The sequence below is a fragment of the Undibacterium sp. TC4M20W genome, assembly GCF_049340245.1.
In the GTDB taxonomy this organism is placed as follows: Bacteria; Pseudomonadota; Gammaproteobacteria; order Burkholderiales; family Burkholderiaceae_D; genus Undibacterium.
Genome location: NZ_JBMPPI010000002.1, coordinates 163,639 through 179,605 on the forward strand (window position 1 = coordinate 163,639; position 15,967 = coordinate 179,605).

Annotated in this window: 16 protein-coding genes; 11 read left to right on the forward strand and 5 right to left on the reverse strand. The window is 52.3% G+C overall.

What is annotated here, in order from left to right; all coding sequences use genetic code 11:
• Positions 1-22: 22 nt before the first annotated feature.
• From recG to ACO0LL_RS03255, 6 genes are all read left to right on the forward strand, one after another.
• Positions 23-2,179: an ATP-dependent DNA helicase RecG gene (gene recG / locus ACO0LL_RS03230; RefSeq protein ID WP_422949456.1), complete on the forward strand. Its 2,157-nt coding sequence runs from the start codon at positions 23-25 to the stop codon at positions 2,177-2,179.
• 6 nt (positions 2,180-2,185) lie between these two features.
• Positions 2,186-2,680: a GNAT family N-acetyltransferase gene (locus ACO0LL_RS03235; RefSeq protein ID WP_422949457.1), complete on the forward strand. Its 495-nt coding sequence runs from the start codon at positions 2,186-2,188 to the stop codon at positions 2,678-2,680.
• Between the two features lie 114 nt (positions 2,681-2,794).
• Positions 2,795-3,706, forward strand: a complete 912-nt coding sequence (locus ACO0LL_RS03240) for an SDR family NAD(P)-dependent oxidoreductase (RefSeq protein WP_422949459.1) — start codon at positions 2,795-2,797, stop codon at positions 3,704-3,706.
• A gap of 413 nt (positions 3,707-4,119) precedes the next feature.
• Positions 4,120-5,064 (forward strand): hydrogen peroxide-inducible genes activator, encoded by a 945-nt coding sequence (locus ACO0LL_RS03245; protein ID WP_422949460.1) that lies wholly within the window; start codon positions 4,120-4,122, stop codon positions 5,062-5,064.
• An 18-nt stretch (positions 5,065-5,082) separates the two neighbouring features.
• Entirely contained in the window at positions 5,083-5,628 is a 546-nt protein-coding gene (gene rimJ, locus ACO0LL_RS03250) for a ribosomal protein S5-alanine N-acetyltransferase (protein ID WP_422949461.1), read from the forward strand.
• 179 nt (positions 5,629-5,807) lie between these two features.
• The gene (locus ACO0LL_RS03255) at positions 5,808-8,063 is read left to right on the forward strand and encodes a patatin-like phospholipase family protein (protein WP_422949462.1); all 2,256 of its coding nucleotides are present in this window, start codon (positions 5,808-5,810) and stop codon (positions 8,061-8,063) included.
• On the opposite strand, the gene ACO0LL_RS03260 is transcribed toward ACO0LL_RS03255, so the two are convergent.
• The gene (locus ACO0LL_RS03260) at positions 8,036-8,833 is read right to left on the reverse strand and encodes a helix-turn-helix domain-containing protein (protein WP_422949463.1); all 798 of its coding nucleotides are present in this window, start codon (positions 8,831-8,833) and stop codon (positions 8,036-8,038) included. The genes ACO0LL_RS03255 and ACO0LL_RS03260 overlap by 28 nt on opposite strands.
• A gap of 241 nt (positions 8,834-9,074) precedes the next feature.
• On the opposite strand from ACO0LL_RS03260, the gene ACO0LL_RS03265 reads away from it, so the two are divergent.
• On the forward strand, positions 9,075-9,299 hold the full coding sequence (locus tag ACO0LL_RS03265) for a hypothetical protein (RefSeq protein ID WP_422949464.1): 225 nt from the start codon (positions 9,075-9,077) through the stop codon (positions 9,297-9,299).
• A gap of 114 nt (positions 9,300-9,413) precedes the next feature.
• Here ACO0LL_RS03265 and ACO0LL_RS03270 read toward each other — a convergent pair whose 3' ends face one another.
• From ACO0LL_RS03270 to ugpB, 4 genes are all read right to left on the reverse strand, one after another.
• Positions 9,414-10,490 (reverse strand): sn-glycerol-3-phosphate import ATP-binding protein UgpC, encoded by a 1,077-nt coding sequence (locus tag ACO0LL_RS03270; RefSeq protein ID WP_422949465.1) that lies wholly within the window; start codon positions 10,488-10,490, stop codon positions 9,414-9,416.
• 1 nt (position 10,491) lies between these two features.
• Positions 10,492-11,343, reverse strand: a complete 852-nt coding sequence (gene ugpE / locus ACO0LL_RS03275) for a sn-glycerol-3-phosphate ABC transporter permease UgpE (RefSeq protein ID WP_422949466.1) — start codon at positions 11,341-11,343, stop codon at positions 10,492-10,494.
• Positions 11,344-11,345: 2 nt separating this feature from the next.
• Positions 11,346-12,227: a sn-glycerol-3-phosphate ABC transporter permease UgpA gene (gene ugpA, locus ACO0LL_RS03280; protein WP_422949467.1), complete on the reverse strand. Its 882-nt coding sequence runs from the start codon at positions 12,225-12,227 to the stop codon at positions 11,346-11,348.
• 172 nt (positions 12,228-12,399) lie between these two features.
• Positions 12,400-13,713 carry a sn-glycerol-3-phosphate ABC transporter substrate-binding protein UgpB gene (gene ugpB / locus ACO0LL_RS03285; RefSeq protein WP_422949468.1) on the reverse strand — a complete coding sequence of 438 codons (1,314 nt, stop codon included), beginning with the start codon at positions 13,711-13,713 and terminating at the stop codon, positions 12,400-12,402.
• A gap of 195 nt (positions 13,714-13,908) precedes the next feature.
• Here ugpB and ubiA point away from each other — a divergent pair, with 195 nt between their 5' ends.
• The 4 genes from ubiA to ACO0LL_RS03305 all read left to right on the forward strand — a co-directional run bounded on the left by ubiA (position 13,909) and on the right by ACO0LL_RS03305 (position 15,958).
• Complete coding sequence (ubiA, locus tag ACO0LL_RS03290) at positions 13,909-14,775, forward strand: 4-hydroxybenzoate octaprenyltransferase (RefSeq protein ID WP_422949469.1); 867 nt, start codon at positions 13,909-13,911, stop codon at positions 14,773-14,775.
• Between the two features lie 129 nt (positions 14,776-14,904).
• Positions 14,905-15,216 carry a DUF883 family protein gene (locus tag ACO0LL_RS03295; RefSeq protein ID WP_422949470.1) on the forward strand — a complete coding sequence of 104 codons (312 nt, stop codon included), beginning with the start codon at positions 14,905-14,907 and terminating at the stop codon, positions 15,214-15,216.
• Positions 15,217-15,232: 16 nt separating this feature from the next.
• Entirely contained in the window at positions 15,233-15,622 is a 390-nt protein-coding gene (locus tag ACO0LL_RS03300; protein ID WP_422949471.1) for a phage holin family protein, read from the forward strand.
• Positions 15,623-15,625: 3 nt separating this feature from the next.
• Positions 15,626-15,958, forward strand: coding sequence for a hypothetical protein (locus ACO0LL_RS03305; RefSeq protein WP_422949472.1), 333 nt, complete (start codon positions 15,626-15,628; stop codon positions 15,956-15,958).
• Positions 15,959-15,967: the final 9 nt, after the last annotated feature.

Here is a 15,967-nt window from a genome sequence, read left to right on the forward strand (position 1 = left end):
AAAACCCACCATTTTACACCCCATGGCCGCTGAAGACCAAAGTGCAAGTGCAGAGTTAAAAAATACACAAGCTGATGCAGCTATCGCTGGCATCACTGCCTTGCCTGACTCCAGTCCCAAAAAAACCACAAAAAAAACCAAGGCAACTGCCAGCCCGGCAGCCAAAGCCAGTGAAAAGCTTGCCAAACTGGGCTTACGCAAGGACATGGATTTTGTCTTGCACCTGCCCATGCGTTATGAAGACGAAACTGAAATCGTCAGCATGCGCGATGCTTCTTTCCGTGGCGGCAGCATTGTGCAGGTTGAGGGTCTGGTCACAGAATGCGATATCCAGTACCGCCCACGCCGCCAGTTGGTGGTGACTATTGCTGACGATAGTGGGCAAGTGGTACTGCGTTTCCTGAATTTTTATGGCAACCAGACCAAGCAAATGGCAGTAGGTGTGCGGGTGCGCGCACGTGGTGAATTACGCCATGGTTTCTTTGGCGCAGAGATGGTGCATCCTCATTACAAGATCGTCAATGAAGGCGCACCTTTGCCGACCGCATTGACGCCTGTTTATCCATCTGGCGAAGGTGTGCCACAAGCTTTATTGCGCAAGGCCATTGCGAATGCCATGACACGCGTCAACTGGCGTGACACCCTGTCCCCTGCGCGCTTGGCTGACCTGCATTTGCAGGATTTTGAAAGCAGCATACGCACCCTGCACAATCCGCCGCCGGATGTCGATCAGCATAGCCTTATCGAGCGCGAACACCCGGCCTGGGAACGCATGAAATTCGACGAACTGCTGGCCCAGCAATTATCACTGAAGCGCGCACAAATGACCCGCCGTAGCAAAGGTACAAATGCCCTGCCACTGGTCGGTGAACTCAGCAATGCTTTCCTGTTGAACCTGCCGTTTTCCCTGACCAGGGCGCAAGAAAAAGTACTGGCAGAGATACGCGATGATCTGCGTGAAGCCTTCCCCATGCAACGCCTGTTGCAAGGCGATGTAGGCAGCGGCAAAACCATCGTAGCGGCCCTGGCCGCAGCGCAAGCGATAGATAATGGTTTTCAGGCAGCGCTGATGGCGCCAACAGAAATTCTGGCGGAACAGCATTTCAGGAAAATCGCCGCATGGCTGGAACCCTTGGGAGTAAAAACTGCCTGGCTGACTGGCAGCCTGAAGAAAAAAGAAAAAGACGCTGCCAATGCACTCATCACGTCTGGTGAAGCGCAACTGGTGATAGGCACCCACGCATTAATACAGGACACCGTGCAATTCAAAAAGCTGGGCCTGGTCATCGTCGACGAACAACACCGCTTTGGTGTCAGCCAGCGCCTGAATCTGGCCAACAAGACTGAGGCGGGCAAGGTGCCACATCAACTGATGATGTCGGCCACGCCTATCCCGCGCACACTGGCGATGACTTATTACGCTGACCTGGAAGTATCCATCATTGATGAATTGCCGCCAGGCCGCACACCTATCGTCACCCGCGTCATCGACCAGAACCGCCGTGATGAAGTCATCGCCCGCGTACAGGCAGCCGGACAGGAAGGCAAGCAAGTCTACTGGGTTTGCCCACTGATAGAAGAATCAGAAACCCTGCAACTGCAAACAGCAACTGACACGCACACCATGCTTGCTGAAGCCCTGCCAGAACTGAAGGTGGGCCTGGTCCATGGCCGCCTGAAACCGGCAGAAAAACAGGCGACGATGGAAGCATTCATCCGCAATGACAGCCAGGTATTGGTGGCTACCACGGTGATTGAAGTTGGCGTCGATGTGCCGAATGCCAGCCTGATGGTGATAGAACATGCAGAGCGTTTTGGCCTGTCGCAATTGCACCAGTTACGTGGCCGCGTAGGCCGTGGTGCCGCAGCCAGCGTCTGCCTGTTGCTGTATCAAGGCCCGCTGGGCGGCACTGCCAAGCAAAGGCTGGCCACCATGCGCGAGAGTAATGATGGTTTTGAAATTGCGCGCAAGGACCTGGAATTACGCGGGCCCGGTGAATTCCTCGGTGCACGCCAATCCGGCGAAGCCATGTTACGCTTTGCCAACCTGGAAACTGATCAATGGCTGGTGGATAAAGCGCGCAATCTGGCCGATGAATTATTAAAAAATGACCCCGTCACCGTTGCTGCCCATCTGCAACGCTGGCTGGGATATAAAGAAGAATTTTTGAGAGTATAAAAACCTATGCTGAATATCGTCGATGTTGATGTCAATAATCCACAGCATGCCAAAGACCTGGTCAGCATGCTCAATATGTACGCGCTGGACCCCATGGGCGGCGGCGAAGCACTGTCAGATTATGCGCAAGCCAATCTCATCACTGAACTCAAAAAACGCAATACTGTGCGCGCCATACTCGCCTATGTGAATGATCAGGTTGCCGGTTTTGCGATTTGCATAGAAGGCTTCTCCACCTTTGCCTGCAAGTCTTTATTGAATATCCATGACTTTGCCGTACACCCTGATTTTCGTGGCCAGGGCATAGGCAATAAAATGATGCAGCACCTGACTGTCCTCTCTGAACAACTAGGTTATTGCAAGATGACGCTGGAAGTATTGGAGGGCAATACCCGTGCACAGAATCTGTATCGCGCAGAGGGCTTCGCGCCGTATGAGCTGAACCCGGAATTTGGTGGTGCGATCATCATGCAAAAGAAAATCGGTGCAAAAGCTGTTTAGTCGCCAGCGTCTAAAAAACTGAGCTGCCTGCTGCTACATCGCCAAAAAAATAGCATACACTCGTCATCTCAGGGCTGAGTCTGCCCACGATTTCAAATTACAACAGGAGAAAAAATGACAATAGACTTCAAAGGCCGTGTTGCCATCGTAACAGGTGCTGGTGGTGGTTTGGGACGTGAACATGCGCTGGCGCTGGCTGCGCGCGGCGCCAAAGTGGTGGTCAATGATCTGGGTGGTGCGCGTGATGGTTCCGGCGGTTCATCTGCCGCGGCACTGGCCGTGGTTGAAGAAATACGTACGGCTGGTGGTGAAGCGATTGCCAATGGTGCCTCGGTCACTGATTTTGAAGCGGTGCAGGCGATGGTGGCAGAGACCATGGCGCAATGGGGGCGGATTGATATCCTGGTCAACAACGCTGGTATCTTGCGCGACAAGAGTTTTGCCAAGATGGATATTGCCGACTTTAAACTGGTGCTGGATGTGCATCTGATGGGGGCGGTGCATTGTTGCAAGGCTGTATGGGCCATCATGACAGAACAAAAATATGGCCGTATCGTCATGACGACTTCCTCCTCAGGTTTGTATGGCAATTTTGGCCAGTCAAATTATGGCGCGGCCAAGCTGGCCCTGGTTGGTTTGATGCAGACGCTGGCGCTGGAAGGTGCCAAGTATGATATTCGTGTGAATAGCCTGGCGCCGACTGCGGCAACCCGCATGACTGAGAGCCTGTTCCCGGCAGAATTTTTGGCAGCACTGCAGCCATCTGACGTGGTACCTGCGATGCTGGTACTGGCGTCTGAGCAGGCACCTAGCCGCGCCATCCTGTGCGCAGGTGCAGGCAGCTTTGAAGCTGCAAATATCACGCTGACACAAGGTGTCTGGGTAGGTCGCGGTGAAGATGCACCTGAGCAACTGGCTGCACGTCTGGCGGAAGTGCGCCAGCGTGATAGTGAGGCTGTGCCTGAAAGCGGTGCAGCGCAAGGGCATCTGGAGTTGACCAAGGCGATGAGCCAGTCTAAAGGCTGATGCTGAATTTCTGCAGAAACTCCGCTCAAATGTAAGTGAGCGCTTCAATCATTCTGTGGGAGCGACTTTAGTCGCGAACGCTTGACCGTATCGGGCATTTTGCTTGTATCAGGCATTCGCGGCTGCAGCCGCTCCTACGGGGCTGTGCTTATCCGTACGTACTTCCCTGGTCATCTACCGCCTACCATTAAACCCGGCCCAAGACACTGCGCCAGATCAACAATCCCGCAAACAACCAGCATCGCATCTACAATTTAGTTTCTGGCAGAGTATGTACCAAAACAGGCGGATATCGTATATACGGTATGATTGTTAAAAAATACTCCCCCTGTCATTGTTAAATTCAGGAAAAAATTTGCTCCCTGTACAAAGCACTTGCTGACGCTGCTCTCAGTCTGTGCCAAACTAACGGCATGACACTCACAGAATTAAAATACATTGTTGCCGTAGCCCGGCAAAAACATTTTGGCCATGCGGCAGAAGCCTGTTTTGTCGCTCAGCCTACGCTGTCTGTCGCCATCAAAAAACTCGAAGATGAACTGGGCGTCACTATTTTTGAACGTGGCGGCACCGAGGTATCCACCACCCCGCTGGGTGCACAGATTGTTGCCCAGGCTGAACGCGTGCTGGAACAGACCGCTGCCATCAAGGAAATCGCCAAACAAAACAAAGACCCGCTGGCTGGACCTTTCCGCCTTGGCGTCATTTATACGATAGGCCCCTACCTGCTGCCTACGCTGGTGAAAACCATGATACAGCAGGTGCCGCAAATGCCTTTGGTGTTGCAAGAGAATTTCACCGTGAAACTGATGGAGTTATTGCGCCAGGGTGAGCTCGATGCCGCCATCATGGCCCTGCCCCTTCCAGACCAGGGCATGATGATACAGCCGCTGTATGACGAGCCCTTTGTCGTCGCCATGCCGCGTACCCATGCATGGGCAGAGCGCAAGGAAGTCTCAGCAGAAGAACTGAAGTCAGAAACCATGCTCTTGCTGGGTAATGGCCATTGCTTCCGCGATCAGGTGCTGGAAGTTTGCCCTGAAATGTCGCGTTTCTCGACAACGGGGGACGGCATTGCCAGGACCTTTGAAGGTTCTTCACTGGAAACCATACGTCACATGGTGGCGTCCGGTATAGGTATTACGGTATTGCCGATGGCGTCGGTACCTGACATGGATGCCAAGGATGGCATGCTGCGTTACCTGCCTTTCACTGCACCAGCACCCGACCGCCGCGTCGTGATTGCCTGGCGCAAGAGTTTTACCCGCCAGGCGGCAATTGAAGCGATATGCAAGGCTGTGATGGCTTGTGATTTGCCCGGCGTCACCATGCTTGATGAAGCGGCGAGCACTCAATAATCTTATTTCCCCAGCACGATGAACAAAGAAGCGATCTCGACCACGCGCCTGCAATTGCGGGTATTGATGCCCGAACATGCCCCCATGATGCAGCAATACCTGCTGCTCAACCGTAACCACCTCGCACCGTGGGAACCTGCCCGTGATGAAGAATTTTTCTCGCTGGAAAAATGCGAAGAGAGATTGCTGGCTAGTTTTCGTCTGATAGAAGCTGGCCTGGCCATGCATTTTGCAGTGTGCCAGGACCAGACCATGATAGGCATTTGCAATTTCAGCAATATCGTCCGCGGTGCATTCCAGGCTTGCCACATGGGTTATGCCATTGCCGAACAGCAGCAAGGCCAGGGGCTTATGCAAGAAGCGGTGCAGGCTGGTATTGCCCACATGTTTCATGAACATGGACTGCATCGTATTATGGCCAACTATGTGCCAGAAAACCAGCGCAGCGGTGCTTTGCTGGAGCGTCTGGGCTTTGAAAAAGAAGGCTATGCCAAGTCTTATCTGAAGATCAATGGCGTCTGGCGTGACCATATCCTGACCGCACTGGTTAATGAGGATAACTGATCCAGACAACCAAGCTGGGCAATTAAGCCAAACAATCAAACCGGAAACTCTGAATTAGCAAGCTGTCCATCATCGGGCAAGGCGATACGTATATACTGCGGTCTTTTGCGAAACACGCTGGTGATTGCGGTCTGTAACAGCAGACCCGCACACCACATTTCTACAGAAAGCTTCAGTTCATGTCATTGTCCCGAGTCCTGTTGGCCATTGCCTGTCTGGCAGCCAGCTTGTTTACCTTTGACAGCCAGGCGCAAGCCACTGGTGATGCGCCAAACTCCAGCCCTGCGGCCAATATACAAACGACGCGTCCCAAAGTCGCCCTGGTACTATCCGGTGGCGGTGCGCGCGGCTTTGCCCATATCGGTGTCTTGCGTGCCTTACGCAAAATGCGTGTGCCTGTAGATATGGTGGTTGGCACCAGCATAGGTGCGGTCGTTGGTGGCGCCTATGCTGCAGGGCGCTCAGCCGATGAGCTGGAGCAAATCGTCAAGGAAACTGACTGGGACAGCGTTCTGGCTGACCGCCCTGCCCGCTATGATCTGGACTTCCGCCGCAAGGAAGAAGACCTGATGCTGCCTTCCCGCATAGAGTTTGCGGTGACCAAGTCTGGCGTATTTTTGCCTCCGGCAGCTGCCGGCAATGCTGCCCTGGAAAACGCCTTGACCCGCCTGATGCCAGAAGGCATGCGCGACCAGCCGGTCAATCAGTTGGCCCTTCCCTTCCTCTCTGTCGCCTCTGACTTGCTGACTGGCGAGATGGTGGAATTGAATGACACTCCCCTGTTGATGACGATGCGCGCCTCACTGGCCCTGCCAGGTGTGTTCGCGCCTGTGCGTATCAAACAAAAACTGGTGGTTGATGGTGGCCTGGTCAGTAATTTGCCAGTAGAACTGGCCCGCGCCATGGGGGCCGATATCATCATTGCGGTGAATGTGGGCACGCCATTGGCCAAGGAACATGAACTCAATAGTGCGATTGATGTAACCAAGCAGATGCTGCAAATCCTCACTGAGCAAAACGTGCAGCGCTCTATCAAGGATTTGCGCAAATCCGATGTGCTGATCGCACCGGAATTGTCAGGCACCAGCTTTCTTGATTTTGGACTGTATCAACAGACCATCAAGGCAGGTGAAATCGCCACGAATAAAATGGCGGCGCAACTGAGTGCCTTGCGCGTGCCGGATGAGCAATATGCGGTCTTTGAATACCAGCGCTCGAACGCGGGGCAAGCTGGCAGAAATACCGCCGACAAACTGCCACTTGCAAAGATAGAGGTCGAGGGGCCGCGCTATATCAACCCCCAGGCCCTGATCGCGCAAACGGGTTTGAAGGAGGGCCAGGTCTTGTCGCAAGAACAAATCAGGCAAGCCTCGGGCAAGCTGTATGGGCGCGGTGATATCGATAATATAGAAACTGTCATCAGCGATGAAGATGGCAAGCGCAATGTACTGATCAGGCCATCAGAATCCAATTCCAGCCGCAACCGCTTGCGGGTAGGTCTGGAGCTGACTAGTGATTTTGCCGATGAAAACCGCTTTGGCCTGAGCGTCTTGCATATTGCATCCTCGCTCAATAGTTATGGCGCAGAATTGCGCACCTTTGCCCGCATAGGCAGCCAACGCCAGTTGGGCTCACAGTTCTGGCAACCGCTGGCTTCTGGCTCACCATGGTATATCGCCCCTTCGCTTGAATACAATGGCAGCAGCCTGGATTTGTACCAAGAGGGCCGCAGGGCCTTGCGCGTAGGGGTGCGCGGCACCCAGGCCACCCTGGCTTTTGGACGGCAACTGGATAACTGGGGCACCATAGAAGCGGGGGTCAGCCGTGGTTTTGGCAAAGTCGATATTTTATTGCCCGCCGTTGCGAATCAAGATAGCCTGCGCTATTACAGTACCACGCGTTTTTTGCGCTTCCGTCTGGATACCCTCGATTCGCTGGCCAACCCTAGCCGCGGTTATCTGGTTACTTCCTCCTGGGAACAGACACCGTCACAGAATCCGGGTGAGCGCTCACAGGCACAATCGCAGATCGATGCTTTGTCAGCCTTCCGGCTTGGTGACTGGGCAGGGCATTTATATGGAGAATGGAGCCGTTCAGAGCGTGGTGGTGCACCTAACCCGCTGGGCGGCTTCTTGCGCCTGTCAGGCACTGCCAACAACTCGCTGGAAGGTGACGCCACCGCTTTTGGCCGCTTTGTCATAGCGCGCAAAATCGGCGCATTGCCAACCACGATAGGCGGCGCGATACGGACTGGTTTCTCGCTGGAAGTGGGCAATTCTTACGGCAATGGTCAAGCCTTGCGACTGGGCTCGCTTAAACAGGCAGGCAGCGCCTTTGTTTCGGTAGAAACGCGTTTTGGCCCGCTGTTTTTTGGTGCCGGGGCAACCCGTGGCAATGGCTCTTCGCTTTACCTTTTCCTCGGGCCTATCTGGTGAATTTGATGGGTCAGACTTTTGACCGGCACTGCAGCCTCAGGACGGCGCAGTGCCGTAAAGGCTGAAAACTCCCAGGAACGGAAGCCCACCAGCAATGTAAAACCATCGCGCTCTTCTGGCCTCAGGCGGCGGTCATCCTGATGCAGACGTGCGAGTTCGGCAGCCAGTTGCTGTATCTTTTGCACCATCTCCATCGCGCTGTGCGATGACACCCGGGCTGGCACGAAGAGCAAAGTCTCACCCTGTCCGGCAAAGCTGCCGTCGAAGTAATCACCAACGACAACATCGCGAAAATACTGTTGCACTGGCCCGTCAGGACGCCAGTGGAAAGCTGGCGACACTTTCAGGCGATAGCGGTTAAGGGGCCGCAATTCTATGACTTCAAGTTTATCGAGCGCGATCAGGTGCAAGACACATTCTGCTTCTGACAAATGATAGGTTTCTATGATTTGTTCCAGCGTCCAATGCCCGAGGCAGCAAATTGCTACCAGCAATAATTTGGGGTCGGCCATCAGCGATTGTTCTTGCGCTAGGCTCAGGGTATCGGCATGCGGCGTGACATCGGCGGCCTGGCGCAAGACATCTTCCATGGCGATGCCTGAGGCCTTGCAGATTTCTGCCAGGCGCGACAGGCTCATGTCCTTTTGCCCAAACATGCGCTTCATGCTGGACTCACTCATGCCTATACGGTCTGCCAGCATTTTGTAAGTCACGCCTGCTGCTCGCAATTCTGAGCGCAAGACTTTCAAGACCAATTCGGGAGAACTCATGAAGGCTTCCTGGCTAAATGTAAAATTTCGCAAATAGTACCGCAATTCAGTACCAAACAGATTAATTAACTATTCTTTCAGCAATTTTCTGGTACGTTTTTTTAATTATTGCGACACTTCGACCTGCAAAAGCGGCATGAAGTTCAATAGCAAGCGTCTCAAGATGGAAACTCGCTGCCCATGCAAATATTCAAGCTTCAGTCCAAAGGGGTCAGGAATGCAAACAGGAAGTGATGCCAGTATGAACAGCAGCAGACGTGAAACTGTACGCAGATATGCAATAGCCGCGCTGCTGACGTTCGCAGTGTTTGGGCTGGGTTATATTTGCGGGCAAAAAAGCGAGCAGCAAACGCCCGCCATCAGCAAAGCCAATGGCTTCAATGGCACACCCAGCCGCGCCAGTGTACGCTCGGATTTTTTAAAGCAGCAGCAAAATCAAAAGCGCAAAGCTGCCCTGATTGTTTGAGCGCTTGTTTGATCGGTTCTTTGATCGATTCATTGATCGATAGGCTGCAACTGAAATTGGTTTGCTGAACCGTATCAAATCTCCAGATGCTGAGATGCTTAAAGGCTCACTTGCTCAGATACGTTTAGTGGTAACAGGGTCAAACCAATGCACGACATCCGCAGCAAAGCCTGCGGTGGTGCGCTGACCTGCTTCTACTGCCGTGCCTGCAGGCGTGCGTATCACCATGGGTTCACCACCACATAGACCATGCACCAGCAAATCTGCCCCCAGCGACTCTACCAGTTGTACATCCAGTGGCAGACCTGGCATGCCTATGAACAAATGTTCTGGACGTACACCCAATATCAGTTCACGGTTGGCGACTCGCTCTGCTTCGCGTTGCACCAGCGGCAGTGACACCAGTGCCTGGCCTATCTGCATCTGTCTGCCATTCTCAGCCAGCTTGCCACGCAAAAGATTCATCGGTGGTGAACCGATAAAGCTGGCGACGAAGGTAGTGGCCGGCGTTGCATATACTTCTGCCGGTGTGCCTATTTGTTTCGCCAAGCCACCATTCATGACTATCATGCGCTGGCCCAGTGTCATGGCCTCGACCTGATCATGGGTGACATACAGGCTGGTGGTGCCCAGTGCCTTGTGCAGGCGCTGGATTTCCAGACGCATTTGTACCCGCAATTTGGCATCCAGGTTTGACAGTGGTTCATCAAACAAAAATACTGCCGGTTCCCTGACAATGGCACGCCCCATGGCAACGCGCTGGCGCTGACCGCCAGAGAGTTGGCGCGGGGTTCTGTCAAGCAGCGCCCCCAGTTCCAGTATCTGCGCCGCTTTTTGTACTCTGGTTTCAATATCAGCTTTGGAAAAACCGCGTATCTTCAAACCATAAGCCATGTTCTGATAGACACTCATGTGCGGGTACAGCGCATAGTTCTGGAACACCATGGCGATATCCCTGTCCTTGGGTTCCAGATTATTGACAACCCTGTCGCCTATGATGATATCGCCAGAAGTAATTTCTTCCAGCCCCGCTACCATGCGCAGCAAAGTCGATTTACCGCAGCCAGAAGGGCCAACCATGACGATGAATTCACCATGATTGATATCCATGGAAATGCCATGGATGACGGCAACGGCCTTATCGCCCTTGCCGTAAGTTTTGGTGACGTTTTTAAAATGTAGTTGTGCCATGCTATTTTTCGGAATCTACCAAACCCTTAACAAACCATTTTTGCATGATGACGACCACCAAGCCAGGCGGCAACATCGCCAGCAGCAGAGTCGCCATCACCATATTCCACTCAACTGCAGCATCACCACCAGCAATCATGCGCTTGATGCCTACACCTATCGGGTACATATTCTGTTCTGTCGATACCAGCAAGGGCCACAAGTATTGGTTCCAGCCATAGATGAACATAATGACGAACAGGGCAATCACATTGGTGCGCGACAGCGGCCACAGTATGTCCTTGAAGAAGCGTAAGGGGCCTGCACCATCTATGCGCGCGGCTTCTGCCAGTTCGTCAGGCACAGTTAAAAAGAATTGCCGGAACAAGAAGGTCGCTGTCGCCGAGGCGATCAGCGGCACTGTCAAACCCGCATAGCTGTTCAGCATTGACAGGTCAGACACCACTTTATAAGTCGGGCTGATACGCACTTCGACAGGTAGCATCAGGGTCACAAAAATCATCCAGAAAAACAGCGTGCGGCCAGGGAAGCGAAAATACACCAGCGCAAAAGCAGACAACATGGAAATCGAAATCTTGCCAATCGCAATCATCAGTGCAGACACCAGGCTGACCCACATCATGCGGCCTACCGGGCTGCTAGCGACATTACCTGACGTACCTGTGCCCAACACTGCCTGCAAATTGACCCAGAGCTGGTCACCCGGTATCAGGGACATCGGTGCCAGGGCAGATTGTTCAGCCGTCTGGGTAGCGGCGACAAAAGCGACATAGATGGGGAAAGCCACCAGGCTGACACCAAGTATCAGGATAAAGTGGCTGAACATGCCCAGAAAAGGCCGGCGTTCTATCATGCTTAATACTGCACTTTCTTTTCTATGTATTTGAACTGCAGCACGGTCAGGACGATGACGATGCTCATCAATATGACGGACTGTGCAGCAGCACTGCCAAGATCGCCACCCTTGAAACCATCATTGAAAACTTTGAACACCAGGATCTCGGTATCCTTGCCAGGGCCACCCTGGGTGGTCGCTTCAACAATCGCAAAGGTATCAAAAAACGCATAGACGATATTCACGACCAGCAAGAAGAAAGTGGTTGGCGTCAGCAACGGAAAGACGATGGTAAAGAAACGCTTCCACGGCCCGGCACCATCTATCGCTGCAGCCTCTATCAGCGACTTGGGTATCGATTGCAAACCCGCGAGAAAAAATAAGAAGTTATAGCTGATCTGCTTCCACACCGCCGCCAGGACGATCAATATCATGGCGTGACGGCCATTCAAGAGATTATTCCACTCAATGCCAACATGGCGCAAACCATGAGCAACGATGCCCAGCGTAGGATTGAGCAAAAACATCCACAACACACCCACCACAACCGGCGACACGGCATACGGCCAGATCAGCATGGTCTTGTAGATGGAACTACCCCTGACTACCCTGTCTGCAAAAACTGCCATCAGCAAAGACAGGCTCAGGCCTAACACCGCCACCAGGCTGGAAAACAGTGCCGTGGTCTTGAAGGCCGCCAGATAAGTCTCATCAGCAAACAGGGACTTGAAATTATCAAACCAGACAAACTGCGTGGACATGCCAAAGGCATCCTGCAACAAGACGGATTGATACAGGGCCTGCACTGCAGGCCAGAAAAAAAACAGCACTGTCACCAATAGCTGCGGCAAGAGCAACAGATAAGGCAACCAGGCCGAACGAAACCGTGCACGCTTTTCCAAAAAAACCTCTAATGAATAGGACCTGAAAGCTCACCACAGAGACACCGAGACACAGAGGTCGCACAGAGAAAAAACAAAGGCATCAAACTCAATCTTTGGCCTTTGTTCTTTTTGTTTTTCTCTTGGGTTTCTCTGTGTCTCGGTGTCTCTGTGGTGAGGGGTCTTAAGATTTTTACTTATTCGCTTTTTCGAAACGATCCAGCAATTCATTGCCACGCAAAACAGCATTGTCCAGTGCGGCCTTGGCTGATTTTTTACCGCTCCAGACGGATTCCAGTTCTTCATCCATGATGGTACGTATCTGGACAAAACTGCCCAGGCGTATGCCGCGGGATTTGTCTGTGGTCTTGACGATCATTTGCTGTACGGCGACACCAGGGCCTGGTGTTTTTTCATAAAAGCCAGACTTTTTGGTCATCTCATACGCGGCATTGGTGATCGGTAGATAGCCGGTTTCCTGATGCCATTTGGCTTGCACTTCAGGCTGAGAGAGGAACTTGTAAAACTTGGCGACGCCCTTGTATTCTTCTGTCTTCTTGCCATTCATGCTCCACAGCGAAGCACCACCGATAATGGTGTTTTGCGGTGCGCCTTTGACGTCGGAATAGTAAGGCAAAGGGGCAACAGCAAATTTGAACTTGGCATTCTTGGCGACATTGCCATAAGCAGAGCTTGATGACGTCAGCATGCCGCATTCACCGGAATAGAATTTCGCTTCCGGCTCATTCTTGCGACCTGCATAGGTAAAGTAACCTTGCTTGGCCCAGTTTTCCAGGTTCTCTATATGGCGTACATGCAGCGGGCTATTGAAGGTCAGGCGCGCATCGAGACCACCAAAGCCATTGCCCTTGGAAGCAAACTCTACATTGTGCCAGGCTGAAAAACTTTCCAGATGCACCCAGGTTTGCCAGCCTGTGGTGTAGGCACATTTTTCGCCGCTGGCTTTGAGACGGGCAGCGGCAGCAACAACTTCTTGCCAGGTTGATGGTGCCTTGTTGGGATCCATGCCTGCTTTGGCGAACATGTCCTTGTTATAGTAAAACACGGTGGTTGAGCTATTGAAGGGGAAGGACAGCATTTCTCCCTTGGGTGAAGTGTAATAACCGGCCACTGCCGGCACATAGCCAGAGGCATCGAATTTTTCACCCGCGACCTTCATGACTTCAGATACCGGCTTGACTGCACCCTTGGCATACATCATGGTTGCAGTGCCGACTTCAAACACTTGCAGTATGTGTGGGGCATTCCCAGCGCGGAAGGCCGCAATACCCGCAGCCAGCGCTTCGTCATAACTGCCTTTATAGACAGCCGTGACCCTGTATTCATTCTGGCTTTTATTGAATTGCTCTGCCAGCGCGGTAACGCGGTCGCCCAGGGCGCCGGTCATCGAGTGCCACCAGCTTATTTCCGTCACTGCATGGGCAGAGCCAGCCAGGCTCATCAATACAGCAGCACTGGCCCAGGCCAGCTTGGTTTGCAGTTTCATATTAGTCCCGGAAAACCTATAATAATTTATAGTAATTATGTAAATTTGCTGCAATATCATGACGTGCAAATGACATGATGTACTCAGGCTTTCAGGCAAGCTCTGAATGTGGCAAATCGTTAAGATATCACTCTGCACCACTCCGTGTATAGATAACACTTATAATTCTGCCATGCGCAACAACAAAGCTGAATCATGAATTTCTTGCTGACTCGCCTGGGCTGGTACATCAAACTGGTCAGGCTGCACAAGCCCATAGGCATACTCTTATTACTCTGGCCTACGCTGGCAGCGCTGTGGATAGCCTCGAATGGCCAACCGGACTGGCATCTGGTATTGATTTTCAGTCTGGGCACTGCGCTGATGCGCTCTGCCGGTTGCGCCATCAATGATTATGCAGACCGTGACTTTGACCGCCATGTCAAACGCACGGCAGACCGGCCACTGACCAGTGGCAAGATATCCGGCAAAGAAGCCGTCGGTGTTGCCGTAGTACTGGCGCTGATTTCTTTTTGCCTGATCCTGCCCCTGAATACACTGACCAAACAATTGTCTGTAGTTGCGGTCGTCGTGGCAGGCAGCTACCCTTATTTCAAGCGTTTCTTTGCCATTCCCCAGGCCTACCTGGGTATCGCCTTTGGCTTTGGCATCCCCATGGCCTTTGCTGCCGTGCAAAATACCGTGCCTGTGGCAGCCTGGATTTTGTTACTGGCGAATGTATTCTGGGCGGTTGCCTATGACACCGAGTATGCGATGGTAGACAGGGATGATGACTTGAAGATAGGCATCAAGACCTCTGCCATTACCTTTGGCAGCTACGATGTGTTTGCCGTCATGCTGTGCTATGCAATCAGCTTTATGCTGATCGCACTGGTCGGCTGGCAATTTGGCCTGCGTACCTGGTTCCTGGCGGGCATGGGGGTGGCCGTTGGATTTTCGCTCTACCACTACACCCTGATACGTGAGCGTGAACGCATGGCCTGCTTTGCGGCTTTTATCAATAACAACTGGCTGGGCGCAGCAATCTTTGCTGGTATTGCCATTGACTATGCAGTAAAGTAAGCTGACAGATTGCCAATTTCTTAATTCGCGGTATTAAATTACATCTTGCTACATCTTGCATTAACGCAAAGTAGCCATACATCATTACTATAAGCTGTAAATTATTTGACCAACCAGAAGGGATGAATCATGAGCACAGTAGATGAACATAAAGAACAATTGATGAATGACTTGCATCTGGTTATCCGCGATGCAGAAGAACTGTTGAAGAATACCGAGCAACAAGGCAGCGAAGGCTTCAAATCTGCCAAGGCCAAATTTGAAAAAACACTGAGAAATGCCAAGGCAGAAGTTGAGCGTATCGAAGATATCGTCGTGACACGCACAAAAGAGGCTGCCAAAGCCACCGACGTTTATGTCAAAGAAAATCCATGGCAGTCTGCCGGTATTTCCGCTGGTGTCGGCCTGCTGGTGGGCCTACTGATTGGCCGTAGCCGATAAGCGCAGTAAGTAATCAATGGCTATCAGCGATTCATTGGGACAACTTGCTGCGACACTGAGCAGTATGGTGCGCACCCGCCTGGAACTGGCTGCTGTTGAGCTGGAAGAAGAATTTGCACATTTTTCTTCCAGCCTGATTTGGTCATTGCTGGCGCTGTTTTTTGCCTGCCTTACCATTCTGCTGATAATACTGACTGTGGTAGCAGTATTTTGGGATACACAATACCGTTATACGGTATTGCTGGTTTTAATCGCCGTATTTGGTGTGCTGGCAGCAGGTATAGGTTTAAGGGTGCGCAATCAATTCCGCAATAAACCCGGTTTGTTATTCCATAGCCTGGCTGAATTGAAAAAAGACGCTTCTGTCTTCAATCGCAGTGATGTGAATCAAAAGGAACAGGGCTAGACTATGGGTAACCGTCAGGAAAGACTGGCCCTACGGCGTCAGGCATTGTTGTTGAAGATACAGGCAGAACGTGGTTTGATGAGCATACATTGCCAGGAATTAAAAGAATCCGTGGGAATGACAGGCGTCGCCACGGGTTTGCTCGGCAAGGCGGGCGAAATCGTCCGCCATCGTCCGTTGCTGGGTGGCATAGCTGTTGCTGCTATTTTTATACTCAAACCCAGACGTATATTTTCTTTTGCCAGGTCAGCGATACTTGGCTGGGAAACCTGGCGCAGCGTTGCGAATATACTGCAACGCGTACGCTCAGATGTCAGTCATTCGGGCAAATCATAGCAGCGAGTC